This window comes from Rheinheimera sp. B2H12 (assembly GCF_059620065.1).
Genome location: NZ_CM184363.1, coordinates 4,074,599 through 4,088,934, shown reverse-complemented (window position 1 = coordinate 4,088,934; position 14,336 = coordinate 4,074,599). Strand labels below are relative to the sequence as shown.

Here is a 14,336-nt window from a genome sequence, read left to right as displayed (position 1 = left end):
CCAGCCGTGTCTGGCGTTAGTTTTTTATTTCACTGCACAGAGTTGCAGTCACAGCAGGAACAAAGTATGAGCACAGATTACGTTTTTGGGATCCACGCCGTCAGCGCTTTTATGGAAAGAGCACCGGAAGATGTGCTGGAGTTATTTGTGCTCAAAGACAGGGAAGATCAGCGGATGCAACCGGTGATCCAACTGGCGCGTAAAGCCGGTGTGTCGGTGCAGTTTTGTAATCGCAAAACGCTGGATGATAAAGTCAATGGTGCTCAGCATCAGGGCGTAGTAGCCAAAGCCCGGTTACATGATGCCGGTGATGAATCCGATTTAGCCCGGATTGTTGAGCGCGAAGCTGCGCCATTTTTATTGATTTTAGACGGCATTACCGATCCACATAACTTAGGCGCTATTTTACGCTCAGCCGATGCCGCGGGTGTGCACGCGGTGATTGCACCGAAAGACCGCTCGGTGAAACTGACGGCTGTGGTGCGTAAAGTCGCTTGTGGCGCTGCCGAATCAGTGCCTTTTATCAATGTCACCAATTTGGCCCGCACTATCCGTGAGTTACAAGAAGCTGGTGTTTGGGTGCTTGGGGCTGCCGGTGAAACCGAAACCACCATTTATCAGGCTGAGTTTACCGGTCCGATTGCATTAGCAATGGGCGCTGAAGGCGATGGTTTACGTCGTTTAACCAAAGAATCTTGTGATTCCCTGGTGAAGATTCCAATGTTTGGCGCAGTGTCGAGTCTCAATGTGTCAGTCGCCACCGGCATTTGTCTATACGAGGCCGTGCGGCAGCGTCAGCCGAAGTAACACAAAATTGCTGGCAGAAACTCGCAAGCTGCAGCGGTAAGCCACGGAATTGTGCTGATTTTTGCCATGACGGCTCAGCACAGTTATCTGCGTAAAAACCGATTCTCTGCTTGTTTTTACCGCATCAAGTCCGTAGAATACGCACCCTTCGACCGTTCAACTAACGTTCCTTGCCTCTATGCGAGTCTGGTCGAGCTCACCCGAGGCTAACTAACCGTAAGGAGCTACCATGCGTCATTACGAAATCGTGTTTATGGTTCACCCGGATCAGAGTGAACAAGTACCAGGTATGATCGAACGTTATACAGGTGCGATTAAAGAAGCGGGTGGTTCTATCCACCGTCTGGAAGACTGGGGCCGTCGTCAACTGGCTTACCCAATCGAAAAACTGCACAAAGCTCACTATGTTCTGATGAACGTTGAAGCGCCACAAGCAGTGATCGATGAACTGGAAACTAACTTCCGTTTCAACGACGCAGTTCTGCGTAACCTGATCATGCGCACTAACAGTGCTGTGACTGAGCCATCACCAATGGCCAAGGTACGTGACGAACGTCGTGAACGTGCTCCTCGTGATTCTGACGAGCAGGTTGCAAACGACGAGTAATTGCTGATGGACAACTGCCTGGTCATCACTGGCGTCATTTGCCGCCAACCTGACCGAAGCGAAAGTCCAGCCGGTATCCCGCACATGCATTTGTCACTTGAACACAAGTCGATGCAGCAGGAAGCCGGATACAACAGAGCCAGTTACGTCAGACTTCAGGTCGTGGTAGCCGGTGAGTTGTGCAGACAAACTCACAATTTGATGCAGGGTAGTGTGGTTCGGGTGACTGGCTTTTTAAACCGTCATCAGAGCCCGAGTGGTCAGGCCAAGCTTGTCCTCCATGCCCAACGAATTGAAATTTTAAGTTAGGAGAAAGTTCATGGCTCGTTATTTCCGTCGCCGTAAATTCTGCCGTTTCTCTGCCGAAGGCGTGCAAGAGATCGACTACAAAGATACCGCTACTTTAAAAAATTATGTCACTGAAAGTGGCAAAATTGTTCCTAGCCGTATCACTGGTACCAGCGCTAAGTATCAGCGTCAATTAGCTCGCGCCATCAAACGCGCCCGCTACCTGGCTCTGCTGCCGTACAGCGATTCACACGCATAAGCCTGGTTCAACCGATACTGAGAGGATTAAACAATGGATATCATTCTGTTGGATAAAGTTGCTAACCTTGGTGGTTTAGGCGACAAAGTAGTTGTTAAATCTGGTTATGCCCGTAACTTCTTATTCCCACAAGGAAAAGCAGTTCCAGCGACCAAAGCTAACCTGGAAAAATTCGAAGCACGTCGTGCTGAGTTAGAAGCCAAACTGGTTGCTAACTTGAACGCCGCGCAAGAGCGCGCAGCTAAAGTAGCTGAACTGGCTGAAGTCACTATCGCTGCTAAAGCGGGCGACGAAGGCAAACTGTTCGGTTCTATCGGTACTCGTGACATCGCTGATGCGATCACTGAAGCCGGTGTAGCTGTAACCAAGGCCGAAGTTAAATTACCAAATGGCACGCTGCGTGACACTGGTTCTTTCGACATCGACCTGCAATTACACGCTGAAGTGACTGCAACCATCAAATTGGTTGTGGTAGCAGAAGCTTAATTGCGCTCAGGCACAGTGCGTCAGCACTGTGCCTGAACTTTCCAACTCCTCAGCTGTTTCATCAATAAAATTCTACCGACTTCCTCATTTTCCGACTGCGTTGTTTTCGGAAAAATGCTAGGCTATGGCGCAACTGAAGTACTTTTCTGGGGTTGGCTATTCTGGCTGACGCCAAGCAATAAATCCGGTGTTATGGCAAATCCAAAAGAACGATTCTCGAAAGATAAATATCAGAAAGATAAGTATCAGACTGACAGCCAGGTTGCTGCCGTAAAAATGCCACCGCACTCGATTGAGGCTGAACAATCGGTGTTGGGTGGCTTGATGCTGGATAACAACGCTTGGGATCGGGTGGCCGAAAAAGTGGTCGAGCATGACTTCTATCTGCGTTCACATAAATATATTTTCCAGGCGATGACCAGTATTGCTGAAGCCAACCAGCCGATTGACTTGATCACAGTATCCGAATGGCTGGAGCGTAATCAGCAATTGGATGATGTTGGTGGTTTTGCTTACCTTGGCGAAATTGCCAAAAATACCCCAAGCGCAGCTAATATTCTCGCTTATGCCGACATTGTGCGGGAACGCGCGGTGGTGCGCGATATGATAGCTGTGGCGCATGATATTGCCGATGCCGGTTACGATCCGCAAGGTCGCGACAGTGCCCAGCTGCTGGATTTTGCCGAAACCAAAGTGTTTAAAATTGCAGAACAACGCGCCAATGCCAATGAAGGCCCGGAAGCTATTCACAGTATTCTGGCCAAAACCATTGATAAAATTGATGCATTATTTCGAAACCCCAGCGCTGGCGGCTTAACCGGCGTCTCTACCGGCTACACAGATTTAGATAAAATGACCAACGGTATGCAACCGTCAGATTTGATTATCGTGGCGGCCCGTCCATCGATGGGTAAAACCACCTTTGCGATGAACTTGTGTGAGCATGCGGCGATGAGTAGCGATAAGCCGGTGCTTATTTTCAGTCTGGAGATGCCCTCTGAGCAAATCATGATGAGGATGCTGGCGTCTTTAGGTCGGATTGACCAAACCAAAGTCCGGACCGGCCAGTTGGATGATGAAGACTGGGCGCGGTTGTCCTCAGCCATCGAGCTTTTGAACAGTAAAGGCAAGATGTATATCGACGATGCTTCCGGTTTAACCCCAACCGAAGTTCGTTCGCGCGCCCGCCGCATTGCCCGTGAGCACGGTGGACTGTCAATGATTATGGTCGATTACCTGCAATTGATGACGGTACCAGGTCTTTCCGAAAACCGAACCTTAGAAATTGCTGAAATTTCCCGCTCGCTGAAAGCTTTAGCCAAAGAGCTGAAAGTACCAGTGGTCGCACTGTCACAGCTGAACCGCTCGTTGGAACAACGGGCAGATAAGCGCCCGGTTAACTCTGACTTACGGGAATCAGGTTCTATCGAACAGGATGCCGATTTAATTATGTTTATCTATCGGGATGAGGTTTATCACGAAGACAGCCCGGATAAAGGCACCGCCGAAGTTATTATCGGTAAACAGCGGAATGGCCCTATTGGTAGGGTACGACTGACTTTCCATGGTCGTTATTCCAGATTTGATAATTATGCCGGTACCGCCCGGTTTGAGGATGAATACTGATGAGTCGTCGGCCTATAGCGCAAATTAATATTGATGCGCTACAGCACAATTTTAACCATATTCGCAGCATAGCACCGCAGAGTAAGGTGCTGGCTGTGCTGAAAGCCAATGCGTATGGCCATGGGTTACTTGCCGTGGCCGAGCAGCTCAAAGCCGCTGGTGCTTTTGGTGTGGCGCGGATTGACGAAGCTTTAATGTTGCGTGCCGGGGGTATTGTCAAACCCATAGTGCTGTTGGAAGGCTTTTTCCATCCGGATGAATTGCCACAAATTGTTGCGTCCAACTTACAGGTGGTGGTGCATCATCGCTCACAGGTGGACGCTTTATTGGCAGCTGAACTGGAGGCACCGGTGCATGTCTGGCTGAAAATTGACAGTGGAATGCACCGGCTGGGCATTTATCCAGCAGAGTTTCACGATATTTATCAGCAGTTGATGGCAAGTCCTAAAGTATTAAAGCCGCTGCGATTGATGACGCACTTTGCTTGTGCGGATGAGCCGGATAATCCGGCAACCCAACAGCAACTGGCGTTGTTTAATGAACTTATTCAGGGCTGTGACGCGGAATTGTCGATTGCCAATTCTGCCGGTGTACTGGCGTGGCCACAAAGTCATGGTGATTGGATCCGGCCTGGACTGGCGCTGTATGGTGTATCGCCAATGTTGGCTGGTCGTTCAGCCCAGCATGGCTTACGATCCGTGATGACCTTTAGCAGCTCTGTTATCGCCGTACGGCAAGTAAAAAAAGGTGATGCGGTGGGTTATGGTGCCAGTTGGACAGCCCCAGCAGATACCAGCCTGGCTGTGGTTGCCATTGGGTATGGTGATGGTTATCCGCGCAATGCGCCCAGCGGCACGCCAGTGTTGATCAACGGCCAGCGGTTGCCGATTGTCGGTCGGGTATCGATGGATATGACCATGGTGGATATCGGCCAACAGCAGGTGCAGGTGGGTGATGCTGTGGTGTTATGGGGCGAAGCGTTGCCGGTAGAGGAAATTGCCGAGCTGGTGCAGACCATTCCTTATGAACTGCTGTGTAATATTACCAGTCGGGTGCAGTTGCGCTACGTAACTGACTAAATGCTTGCACCACGGAAAATTAGCACATAACAAAAAGCCGGCAGAAGCCGGCTTTTTGTTATGTGGGTAGCGGCACTGCCAACTACTTAACACACTGATTATTTAGCGTTATCAAAACTCACTTCAATATGAACTTTGCCGAAGTCAGAATCAAAAGGCATCAGAATTTTCGGGCCATCACATTTATGCGTGATGGTATGGCCTTTTCCTGAGACAACCACTGGGGTTGCCATGCTGAATTCGTAACCTTTTTCACCAAGGATCCGTTTCGCACCACCAGTCACCATATTGGTAATTTCACCAACCATATCAGTGACTTCTTCGTTAATTGATTTCGGCCGCTCGCCCAGCATCCTGAACATGATTTCCAGCGCCAGTGATTCTTCAAAAGTAACAGAAAAAGAACCTTTGGTCTGTGGCCCAATCATCCCAATCAAACCAGAAACGTCACCGCGGGCGACTTCATCTTTTTTAATTCTGGGTTGACCAGGGACTATCGTCGTATTCGCCATGGTACCAAGGACATTGACCAAAGACGACAAAAATGGATTTACGTACTCAACATTCATTTAATAGACCCATTGAATAAATTAGCGTTGCTTGTGCTGGCCATGAACCTAAGGTTAGGCAGATTTTTAAGAATAAACAAGTCTAGCTCTTTGTTTTTGAGATAGTTTCCACAACATATCGTTGTTAATTGTCATCTGAAGGTAAATTAGCAGGAAAAAAACTACATTTTAACCTGCAGTAACTGACCCATTGGCTGTACAACGCCGGCAAATCCCTCTGGCTTCGATGGTTTGCTGCTGAATGGCAAAGCCTTCGGCAACGGCCAGACTGATAAATTCTTCTTGCAACAGTTTGGAATGCAATTCTTCAACATGACCACATTGCTGACAAATCAATAATTGCGCCGGGTGATGATGTTCAAAATGATGACATAACAAAAATGCGTTACTGGATTCAATTTTATGAATAAAACCTTGTTCGGTTAAAAAGTCCAGCGCACGATAAATGGTGGCAGGTTTAGCTGCAGGTTCGGTCTGTTTCAGCTGTTCCAGCAATTCATAAGCGCCTACTCCAGACTGAGTGCCTGCTAATAAACGGAACACTTTTTCCCGGATAGATGTAAAACGGGCACCGTTGTGTTCACAAATACGACGGGCACGCAGCACCAGCGACTCAATAGACATAAAAAAAATAACCTTCCCAGTCAGAAACTTTGTCAGTGTATCACACAAAAGCCAAGCCGGAAGCTGCCGAAATTGGAATTTAAAATCGCATCTGAGCAGAAAAAGCCTGCAGTGTAAATTTCGCAGGGAAATTAGCGCCGGGCTCTTTTTCGACAATGGTATAATCGACGCTAAATAACCTGTTGCTTACGACAGGTACCCTGTAGAAACGAGTGGAAATAGCTGAAAATGACTGAGAAACAACCTGATAAAAACCCAGTAAAATCAAGCGGGAACGCTGATAAATCGCGGCCTGCACTGGATCACCGTTTCTCCATAGCCCCTATGCTGGATTGGACGGATCGTCACTGCCGTTATTTTCATCGCAAACTCAGTCGACATGCGGTGCTGTACACTGAAATGGTCACCACTGGGGCGCTGATCTATGGCCATGGTGATTATCTGGCTTTTAATGAAGAAGAGCACCCAGTGGTCGTGCAGTTGGGCGGTTCGGATCCAGAAGCGATGGTCAAAAGTGCCCTGATGTGTCAGCAACGTGGCTATGACGCTATCAATATCAATGTAGGTTGTCCCTCTGATCGGGTGCAAAATGGCATGTTTGGCGCTTGTCTGATGGCGCAGCCGAAGCTGGTGGCGGAATGTGTGGATCGGATGCAGCAAGTGGTTGATATTCCTATCACAGTTAAAAGCCGGATTGGTATTGATGAACAAGACAGTTATCAGTTTTTACTGGATTTTGTCGGGACTATTGCCGACGCCGGTTGCCAGGATTTTATTATTCATGCCCGTAAAGCCTGGTTGCAGGGGCTGAGTCCAAAAGAAAATCGTGAAATCCCGCCGTTGGATTATCCACGGGTGTATCAGTTGAAACAGGATTTTCCTGAGCTCCAGATCAGTATCAACGGGGGTATTAAAACAGTCGAGCAATGTCTGACGCATCTGCAGCATGTGGATGGGGTGATGGTCGGGCGGGAAGCCTATACCAACCCATTGTTGCTCAATCAAATTGATGCGGCCATTTATGGTGACGACCGTGCTGTTTTAACCGGCCATCAGGTTGTACGCGAGATGCTGCCTTATATCGAACAACAAATGACACAAGGTGCCCGTTTTTGGCATATAGCCCGGCATATGCTGGGGATATTTCAGGGGGTGGCGGGCGCCAGATTGTGGCGTCGTCATTTGAGTGAAATCGGCCATCATGCCAGTAGCGGCCCGGAAGTGATGCTGGCGGCGCTGGCCAAAGTACCTGAATAATTTACACCAAAAAATAGTCAATCACGCTAAAAATTGGTTTTAGCGTGATTACATGAAATATGAGAAGAATAATTTAAATCTAATATTTTCATATAAATCAATAATTTAATGATTGTTTTTTTGTTGGCACAGCAATTGAAATAACAGTTTGTCGTTTCATTGCAACCAACAAGGACACTATCATGAAATCTTTAACTACTGCTGTTTTACTGTCAGGTCTGTTTTTTACTGCCACTTCACATGCTGTGGTCGACACTGAATTAGCCACGTTGGCCAATCAAATCGTGACGCAGCAACTGGAGCAAATCCAGTCAGAGTTAACACAACAATTAACTCAATCAGTCAAAGCATCATTGCAACAATTTCAGCTGCCGCTGATGCAAGTCAATACCGCTGATGTTGAGGTCGCCGTGCAGCCTGCAGTCACAAAAGCGCCAACTGATACTGTTGTATTGCCGGAGTAAAAGATGCTGCTGACACTGATGACATTATTAGGGTTGTTTTTATTGCCAGTTTGCAGCGTGTTTGGGTTCTGGGGCTGCTGGTTATGGTTGTTGCCTCCCACTGAAATTCCTTGTCCAACCCGGTCTTAGCAGTACCGGGTTTTTTTTTATCTGTTGTGAACACAACCGCCAATCTATCGATGATACCAGCCCCTCTTTTGTTTATTCCGCTTAGTTTATCGAGTCTGACCTGTTTTTAGCTAAATTGACTAAAAATTAGCATTAAGTTCGAAAGTGACGACTCATCGCAAACTCACTCCATAAATATTGTTATTATTCAGTTACTTAATGTTTTTTCTTTCTGGCATGGCTTTTGATTGTACTTAGTTAACTCTGACATTTTGGTTAACTTAACAGGAAGGTGATCTATGCGTGATATACATTCAAACGGCTGGTTTCTGGATAAATCAAATCGGGCTATGGCCGGTGTTTGTGCTGGTCTGGCGGCATACTATCAACAACCTAAATGGTTGGTGCGTCTGCTGGCAGTGCTGTTGCTGTTCACCTTACCCGGCCTGACATTACTGGCATATATTGCAGCTGCCTTGATCCTGCCAGCCAGACGCAGGTTCTGACAGCTGGCAGGCTTTGGTGTAAGATGATGTTATTTTATGCAAAGGAGATGACCATGCGCCTGCCAACATTCTTATTTCTACTCTGCAGTCTGCCAGCCGGTTTGGCCTGTGCGGCCAGCAACTTGATCATCGACAATGCCACTGTGCGGCAACCCCTGCCTGGCAAAACTGTCAGTGCAGGCTATTTTACGGTGACCAATCCAACATCACAGCCGGTGCAGATCGTAGCAGCCAGTAGCAGTTGGTTTGCTAAAACTGAGTTGCATCAACATCGGATGGTCGATGGCATGATGCGAATGGAGCAAATTAAGCAAATTGAAGTTGCGCCTGGAGCCACTGTGCATTTGCAGCCTGGCGGCTTGCATCTGATGTTATTCCGGCCTTCGCAGCAGCTTGAGCTGGGCCGGCAAGTGCCACTGGACATCCAACTTGCCTCAGGAGAAGTGGTGACTATTTCTGCTGTGGTGACCCGCATTCCTAAACAATAACGGAGCGAGCATGCAAAAATTCAAACTGGGCCTGGCAATCATGGCGCTGACAGGTGCTGTTTGCTACGGTCTTGCGGTCTGGATCAGCGTTGAGCCTGAACCATTTGACGTCGTAGCGCTGGCACAACAGCAAGCGCTGCCAGCCAAACCTGTGACAGGCTACACCACCACATATGCATTAATTCATGTGATTGACACTTTATTGCATAAACCAGGTGGTTATATTGCCAATGATGTGTTGCCGCCCTTTAGTTTGCTGGATAATATGCCGGCCTGGGAGCTGGGCGCTCTGGAAATGGTGCGCGATTTAGCACTGGCAATGCGCAAAGATCTGAGTCGCTCACAATCGCAATCGGTGGAAAATTCGTTTTTAAAACTGGCACAACCCAAACTGAATATCGATCACCGGAACTGGGCTGTGCCGGCGGCAGAAGCTGAATATACCGAAGCGTTGCGTTTATTACGCTCATATCAACTGGCATTGCTGGACCCAGACAATAGGGATCATCAATTTTATGCCCGAGCGGATAATTTACGTGACTGGTTAAAAGCGATTGAAAAACGGCTTGGTAGTTATAGCCAGCGCCTGAGTGCCAGCGTGGGCCAAGACCGGCTCAATACCGATCTGGCTGGGGATGCGCAAGCCCGGCAATCAACCTATTCACCTGCTGAATTTATGTTAAAAACCAGTTGGTGGAAGATTGATGACGAATTTTATGAAGCACGTGGTGCGGCCTGGGCCTTACTGCATTTTCTCAAAGCGATTGAAGTCGATTTCGCTGAGGTGTTGGCGCGGAAAAATGCCAGCGTCAGCGTGCAGCAAATTATTCGTGAGCTGGAAGCAACGCAGCAAACGGTCTGGAGCCCAATGGTACTCAATGGCAGTGGTTTTGGCTTGCTGGCCAATCACTCGCTGGTGATGGCGAATTATATTTCCAGAGCAAACGCGGCCCTGATTGATTTAACAGAACTTTTAGCACAAGGATAACGAATGAAGACTTTCGGCATAGCCATCTGTGGCTTATTACTATTCCCTTACACCGCAGTTCAGGCTGATATCATTGGTTTTACCGCCGGTGCAGAATTTTGGCAGGGTAGTGCAGAGGGGCGGGCAGGGAATCGCGGTGTCAGTCAAGCCTTAAACTTTGACGATGACAGTCGTCGGGCTTTGTATGCTGCCTTTGAACACCCGTTACCGTTACTGCCAAATATTGCGGTGCGGCAACAATGGTCAGAACATGTTGGCAATACTGTGCTGGTTGGTAATAGTGCTTTAGCTGGCACCACTTTTCCCGCTCAAAGTGCCATTCGCAATCAACTGACGGTGGATTACACAGATGCTACTTTATATTACGAATTATTAGATAATCCGGTGTTAAGCTTGGATCTGGGTGTAACAACGCGTTGGTTGCGGACCGAGACCACCTGGAACACGACATCGCGCAAAGTCACGACGCCGGTGCCAATGTTACATGCCAAAGGCCATGTAAATATTCTGGGTACGCAGACCAGTATTTTCTTTGATGGGAACTATGGCGATTACAGCGATAACACTGTGTACGATGCGCGAGTTGGTTTGGCATACCAATTTGTTGATTTACCAGCTTTTAATCTGTTTTTGAAATTGGGATTGCAGCGCTTGGATCTAGATTTAAATAACGAAGACGGCATGGATCTGCATTCCACTCAGGATGGCGTTTTTGCCGCTTTTGAACTGGATTTCTAACGAAATAGTGCCCAGAGCCTGCTGCTGCAGTGGCAGGTTCTGTGTTGAATATGACGAATCTGTTTGCAAGCTGTAACACCTTGTAGTTCAATGGCTGCACCCTTATAGTGAACGACCCGAATGGACTGGTTTGTTACAGCATGAAGCAGCGTGTTTCCCCTTCTCTCTGGCCTTTATTGGTAATTTTTACCCTGGCGCTTGCCGCTGTGATGCTGGCACTTTCTGTTTATCATTATCAGCAGCAACAGCAAAGTCAAACTGTCAGCCAGTTCAGCAGCACAGTAGCCCGGCTGGTCACTGAACCGTTAAAACTCAGTCAATACCGCACGCTGGATAAAATGCTGCAAACCTTTCAACACAGTGAAATGTTGCCGATCCGGGCCATTGCAGTGCTTGATCTGCAACTGACTGCAGTCAGTACTTCGGCGCCAGTGAATTATCAGCAACACAGTCTGCCGGCGTTATTACCAACCGAACAGATGTTACTGGCGCAACATCCGCTGGAGGATGGCAGCATCCTGGCGATCCAGGCCGTGACTCAACCGGCAGCCAGCAGTCTGGAAGGCATTGCCGGTGTTCCTGTCATCACGGGTTATCTGCTGTTGCAATATGATGCCTTGCCGATCTGGTCGCTGGATTTTTTACCCGTGCTGTTATTATTGGCCATGTTCGGCTTTGGTCTGTTCTGGTTACGTTGGCAGCAACAACAACAGCAACGGATCGCTGATTTAGTACTTTGGCTCAAGCAGTTAAATCCAAAGCAGCATAGCCAGACCCGGGTCTTTCATCAGCTACAGCCATTGGCCGATGCTGCTGTTGAACGTTTAAAAGCTTGTCAGGCTGAATCGCAAGCGTTGGCGCAGCAAGCCAGCCTGGAGTATCAGCAGTTGCAACAGGAGTTGCAGCAGAAGGTCACTGAACAACAACAGGTTTGTATCGAATTTGCCAAAGTGGTGCAGCATGGTGCCGCTCATCAGCAACAACTGCAATTCTGGCTAGAGCTGGCGGCGCAATCGCCAAAACTCAGCGAGCAACAAATTCGTTATCAAAGCCATATCTTGCTTCAGCTCAACCAATTGACGGCGCAAACGCAAAGACCCGCCGCGCAGTGGTGTCAGTTACCAGATTGGCTGGCTGCTTGTCAGCGCCAATTGGCGGTATTTGGCTTAAGGCCTGAAGTGCAACTAGTGATCGAAGAAGATCCACATGCCTATCAATACCGATTGCAATTTGATGCTGAGGTGGTGAGTAATATCTGGTTGTTATTGGTCAAGTTATGTGGTCAGTACGCCACGGAACCAGACATTCTGTTGTCCTATCGCTTATTAGATGGCCCGCAAAAACAACTACGTTTGGCGATGAAATATGTCGGTGTCGGTTTCCCGTTACGTTTTCGACAAATTGTTTCAGGTCAGTTACTCACTGAACTCGGATATCAGGATGCCGATGCCGAATTGTTACGGCAATTATTACGCCAGGCGCAAGGGTATTGCACCATGGAGTCCTTGCATGATCTAGGTTGTCAGATTGAAGTCACTTTGCCTGTGGCCTGGCAAAGCTGCAGTTCAGCGCGGATTTGTCAGTCGGTGCTGGTGCTGGATGATAAAGAGTGCCGGGTAAAAATTTTACGACAGTCGCTCAATGCCATCGGCGAGCAAGTACATGCCATCACCTCGTTCAGCGCGCTGCAGGATGCGCTGAAAGTCAGATTGGTTGATTTGATTGTCGTGGTATTACCGGCACAATATCAGTTAGCGGCCGATTATCGACTTTTGTTGCAGCAACTGGCTAACCGTTATCAATTATTATGTTTTGGCCTGCCGGATGCGGTCCAACTGTGGCAATCTGGACTCAGCATGCCAATTTTGCCTTTACCCTTGTTGTTGGCTGATATTCGCCAGACCTTAACGATGCAACAAAGTATCGGCAGTCAACAATTGTTAGTGGTGGATGATAATCTGACCAACCTGAGTTTTGTCAAAGCGGTGCTGGCCGGTGAAGGCCTGACCATTGATATCGCCATGACTGGGGCCGAAGCCATTAAGATGGCCAGCAATAACAGATATCAGTTGATTCTGATGGATATTCAGTTGCCTGATATCAGCGGTACTGAAGTGACGAAAAGGATCCGGCAGTTACGTCATCATCAGAATACCCAAATCCTGGCATTTACCGCCCATGCCCTGAGTGAAGAAATCGCCAGTTTCCGACTGGCTGGCATGGATGATGTGTTGTTAAAACCACTGGATAACAAAAAAATCGCCCATATTCTTGCCAGGATCAAACCTCTGCAAAAGTGATCACATCTGCCAGCAAGGTTTGCAGCGCGTGCCAATAAGCCGGATTTGGCTGGCTGGTCAACAGCGGCATCAATTCAGCACCAATGGCGGTAAATTTATAATATTGCAGCACCACGCCATGATGTTTGGCGCGGCCTTGCAGTAATTGCTGGTGGTAAAACCATTGTAATTGCTGGTTTTTACTTAATTGCCCGCTTTCAATTTCAGACTGATGCAATAAACCTAAATCAACTAAATTCAGGATTTGCGGGTAGGTCAGCCCAAACTGGCTCAGATTGAGCATGCCACGACTTTTACCAGTGAGCCAACGCCAGAAAGATCCCTGTTGCAGATAGGCAAAATAAATATGCGCTGGTTCCTGTAACTTTTGCCGGCAACTCAGTGCCGCGGCCTGCTGCAGTGCCAATGCGTCTTTGTAGCTCATCTGTTTCAGTAAATTCAGCGTTTTTAATGAGAAACTGCCTGGTTGGCTAATTTCTCCGGCCAGAATTTTTGCCCAAAGTTTTTGCATGCTGTGGGTGGAAATGTTTTGCACCAGTTCAGAATAATGGCCAAACCAGTCTGGATCAACCTCCTGCGCTGTCACTTGCTCAGTACAATAATCCAGTGCCAGCTGCATTACACGCTCCAGGTTATGTTGTTGCTGCTCTTGTTTCATTTGCAGCCGACGTTGTGAGCGCTCGGCTAGCGTCGATTGGTAGCCGATACTTGGGTCTGTTGGATTGACCCCGGCACGGGAGCTTAATCTGGCATGCTGATCGACAACCGATTCTGCCCGTATATCTGCTGATTGGGGTTTGCTTATTGTCGCCTGAGCATAGATTTGGCTTTGAAAGTCACCACCAAGCTGGCGTTTAGCCAACTGACGGAGTCGTTGCTGGCCTGACAATGTCTGCACTTTACTCATAATCCGCTAAACTCCGTTTGGCAGTAAAAAAATACAGCCTGTTATCGGCCGGGCAGAAAAAAACTATAGCCGATATTGCAGCAGTGCTGTGGTCAACTATGGTTAACTGCATGAATCAAAAAAGTAAAATGATTCAAAGCTGACGCAGGGTTGCTGACAAAATGATTGCATTTTTCAGTTAAGCGTATAGTGTAATAACGCAGACAATAAACCTGTGCCGAGATTGGTTTTATCG

General features: G+C 48.1%; 17 protein-coding genes. 14 read left to right on the top strand and 3 right to left on the bottom strand.

Annotated features, from left to right (window positions below; translation table 11 throughout):
* Window positions 1-66 precede the first annotated feature (66 nt).
* From rlmB to alr, 7 genes are all read left to right on the top strand, one after another.
* Entirely contained in the window at window positions 67-807 is a 741-nt protein-coding gene (gene rlmB / locus AC53GJ_RS17600) for a 23S rRNA (guanosine(2251)-2'-O)-methyltransferase RlmB (RefSeq protein WP_496729655.1), read from the top strand.
* 229 nt (window positions 808-1,036) lie between these two features.
* Window positions 1,037-1,414 carry a 30S ribosomal protein S6 gene (gene rpsF, locus AC53GJ_RS17595; protein WP_496729653.1) on the top strand — a complete coding sequence of 126 codons (378 nt, stop codon included), beginning with the start codon at window positions 1,037-1,039 and terminating at the stop codon, window positions 1,412-1,414.
* Window positions 1,415-1,420: 6 nt separating this feature from the next.
* Window positions 1,421-1,723 (top strand): primosomal replication protein N, encoded by a 303-nt coding sequence (priB, locus tag AC53GJ_RS17590; RefSeq protein ID WP_068060630.1) that lies wholly within the window; start codon window positions 1,421-1,423, stop codon window positions 1,721-1,723.
* Between the two features lie 10 nt (window positions 1,724-1,733).
* Window positions 1,734-1,961, top strand: a complete 228-nt coding sequence (gene rpsR / locus AC53GJ_RS17585; RefSeq protein WP_031568572.1) for a 30S ribosomal protein S18 — start codon at window positions 1,734-1,736, stop codon at window positions 1,959-1,961.
* 33 nt (window positions 1,962-1,994) lie between these two features.
* Window positions 1,995-2,447, top strand: a complete 453-nt coding sequence (rplI, locus tag AC53GJ_RS17580) for a 50S ribosomal protein L9 (RefSeq protein WP_496729651.1) — start codon at window positions 1,995-1,997, stop codon at window positions 2,445-2,447.
* 276 nt (window positions 2,448-2,723) lie between these two features.
* Window positions 2,724-4,073: a replicative DNA helicase gene (gene dnaB / locus AC53GJ_RS17575; RefSeq protein WP_496732813.1), complete on the top strand. Its 1,350-nt coding sequence runs from the start codon at window positions 2,724-2,726 to the stop codon at window positions 4,071-4,073.
* Entirely contained in the window at window positions 4,073-5,152 is a 1,080-nt protein-coding gene (gene alr / locus AC53GJ_RS17570) for an alanine racemase (RefSeq protein ID WP_496729650.1), read from the top strand. The genes dnaB and alr overlap by 1 nt, the downstream gene beginning before the upstream one ends.
* A gap of 98 nt (window positions 5,153-5,250) precedes the next feature.
* Here the strand turns inward: alr and AC53GJ_RS17565 are convergent, their stop codons facing one another.
* Entirely contained in the window at window positions 5,251-5,721 is a 471-nt protein-coding gene (locus tag AC53GJ_RS17565; RefSeq protein WP_496729648.1) for a chemotaxis protein CheX, read from the bottom strand.
* 168 nt (window positions 5,722-5,889) lie between these two features.
* The gene (locus AC53GJ_RS17560) at window positions 5,890-6,345 is read right to left on the bottom strand and encodes a transcriptional repressor (protein WP_496729646.1); all 456 of its coding nucleotides are present in this window, start codon (window positions 6,343-6,345) and stop codon (window positions 5,890-5,892) included.
* A gap of 324 nt (window positions 6,346-6,669) precedes the next feature.
* Between AC53GJ_RS17560 and dusA the strand changes: the two genes are divergently transcribed.
* The 7 genes from dusA (at window position 6,670) to AC53GJ_RS17525 (ending at window position 13,194) form a co-directional block, all read left to right on the top strand.
* Entirely contained in the window at window positions 6,670-7,602 is a 933-nt protein-coding gene (gene dusA / locus AC53GJ_RS17555; RefSeq protein WP_496732812.1) for a tRNA dihydrouridine(20/20a) synthase DusA, read from the top strand.
* Window positions 7,603-7,784: 182 nt separating this feature from the next.
* Window positions 7,785-8,066, top strand: a complete 282-nt coding sequence (locus AC53GJ_RS17550) for a hypothetical protein (protein WP_496729644.1) — start codon at window positions 7,785-7,787, stop codon at window positions 8,064-8,066.
* Between the two features lie 407 nt (window positions 8,067-8,473).
* Entirely contained in the window at window positions 8,474-8,680 is a 207-nt protein-coding gene (locus AC53GJ_RS17545) for a PspC domain-containing protein (RefSeq protein WP_496729642.1), read from the top strand.
* Window positions 8,681-8,733: 53 nt separating this feature from the next.
* A complete protein-coding gene (locus AC53GJ_RS17540; protein ID WP_496729640.1) occupies window positions 8,734-9,168 on the top strand; it encodes a copper chaperone PCu(A)C in 435 nt (144 codons plus the stop codon).
* A gap of 10 nt (window positions 9,169-9,178) precedes the next feature.
* Window positions 9,179-10,156, top strand: coding sequence for a DUF2333 family protein (locus AC53GJ_RS17535; protein WP_496729639.1), 978 nt, complete (start codon window positions 9,179-9,181; stop codon window positions 10,154-10,156).
* Between the two features lie 3 nt (window positions 10,157-10,159).
* Window positions 10,160-10,894 carry a TIGR04219 family outer membrane beta-barrel protein gene (locus tag AC53GJ_RS17530; protein ID WP_496729637.1) on the top strand — a complete coding sequence of 245 codons (735 nt, stop codon included), beginning with the start codon at window positions 10,160-10,162 and terminating at the stop codon, window positions 10,892-10,894.
* Between the two features lie 140 nt (window positions 10,895-11,034).
* The gene (locus AC53GJ_RS17525) at window positions 11,035-13,194 is read left to right on the top strand and encodes a response regulator (RefSeq protein WP_496729635.1); all 2,160 of its coding nucleotides are present in this window, start codon (window positions 11,035-11,037) and stop codon (window positions 13,192-13,194) included.
* On the opposite strand, the gene AC53GJ_RS17520 is transcribed toward AC53GJ_RS17525, so the two are convergent.
* On the bottom strand, window positions 13,175-14,101 hold the full coding sequence (locus tag AC53GJ_RS17520; RefSeq protein ID WP_496729633.1) for a TIGR03899 family protein: 927 nt from the start codon (window positions 14,099-14,101) through the stop codon (window positions 13,175-13,177). The two genes, AC53GJ_RS17525 and AC53GJ_RS17520, sit on opposite strands and share 20 nt — an antisense overlap.
* Window positions 14,102-14,336 lie beyond the last annotated feature (235 nt).

Bases quoted from the DNA above. Each gene is read 5' to 3' on its own strand.
- rpsR (WP_031568572.1), top strand. From the start codon at position 1,734: ATGGCTCGTTATTTCCGTCGCCGTAAATTCTGCCGTTTCTCTGCCGAA.
- AC53GJ_RS17550 (WP_496729644.1), top strand. From the start codon at position 7,785: ATGAAATCTTTAACTACTGCTGTTTTACTGTCAGGTCTGTTTTTTACT.
- AC53GJ_RS17520 (WP_496729633.1), bottom strand. From the start codon at position 14,101: ATGAGTAAAGTGCAGACATTGTCAGGCCAGCAACGACTCCGTCAGTTG.
- AC53GJ_RS17540 (WP_496729640.1), top strand. From the start codon at position 8,734: ATGCGCCTGCCAACATTCTTATTTCTACTCTGCAGTCTGCCAGCCGGT.
- AC53GJ_RS17525 (WP_496729635.1), top strand. From the start codon at position 11,035: ATGAAGCAGCGTGTTTCCCCTTCTCTCTGGCCTTTATTGGTAATTTTT.
- AC53GJ_RS17535 (WP_496729639.1), top strand. From the start codon at position 9,179: ATGCAAAAATTCAAACTGGGCCTGGCAATCATGGCGCTGACAGGTGCT.
- AC53GJ_RS17545 (WP_496729642.1), top strand. From the start codon at position 8,474: ATGCGTGATATACATTCAAACGGCTGGTTTCTGGATAAATCAAATCGG.
- alr (WP_496729650.1), top strand. From the start codon at position 4,073: ATGAGTCGTCGGCCTATAGCGCAAATTAATATTGATGCGCTACAGCAC.
- dnaB (WP_496732813.1), top strand. From the start codon at position 2,724: ATGCCACCGCACTCGATTGAGGCTGAACAATCGGTGTTGGGTGGCTTG.
- dusA (WP_496732812.1), top strand. From the start codon at position 6,670: ATGCTGGATTGGACGGATCGTCACTGCCGTTATTTTCATCGCAAACTC.
- priB (WP_068060630.1), top strand. From the start codon at position 1,421: ATGGACAACTGCCTGGTCATCACTGGCGTCATTTGCCGCCAACCTGAC.
- rplI (WP_496729651.1), top strand. From the start codon at position 1,995: ATGGATATCATTCTGTTGGATAAAGTTGCTAACCTTGGTGGTTTAGGC.
- AC53GJ_RS17565 (WP_496729648.1), bottom strand. From the start codon at position 5,721: ATGAATGTTGAGTACGTAAATCCATTTTTGTCGTCTTTGGTCAATGTC.
- rpsF (WP_496729653.1), top strand. From the start codon at position 1,037: ATGCGTCATTACGAAATCGTGTTTATGGTTCACCCGGATCAGAGTGAA.
- rlmB (WP_496729655.1), top strand. From the start codon at position 67: ATGAGCACAGATTACGTTTTTGGGATCCACGCCGTCAGCGCTTTTATG.
- AC53GJ_RS17530 (WP_496729637.1), top strand. From the start codon at position 10,160: ATGAAGACTTTCGGCATAGCCATCTGTGGCTTATTACTATTCCCTTAC.
- AC53GJ_RS17560 (WP_496729646.1), bottom strand. From the start codon at position 6,345: ATGTCTATTGAGTCGCTGGTGCTGCGTGCCCGTCGTATTTGTGAACAC.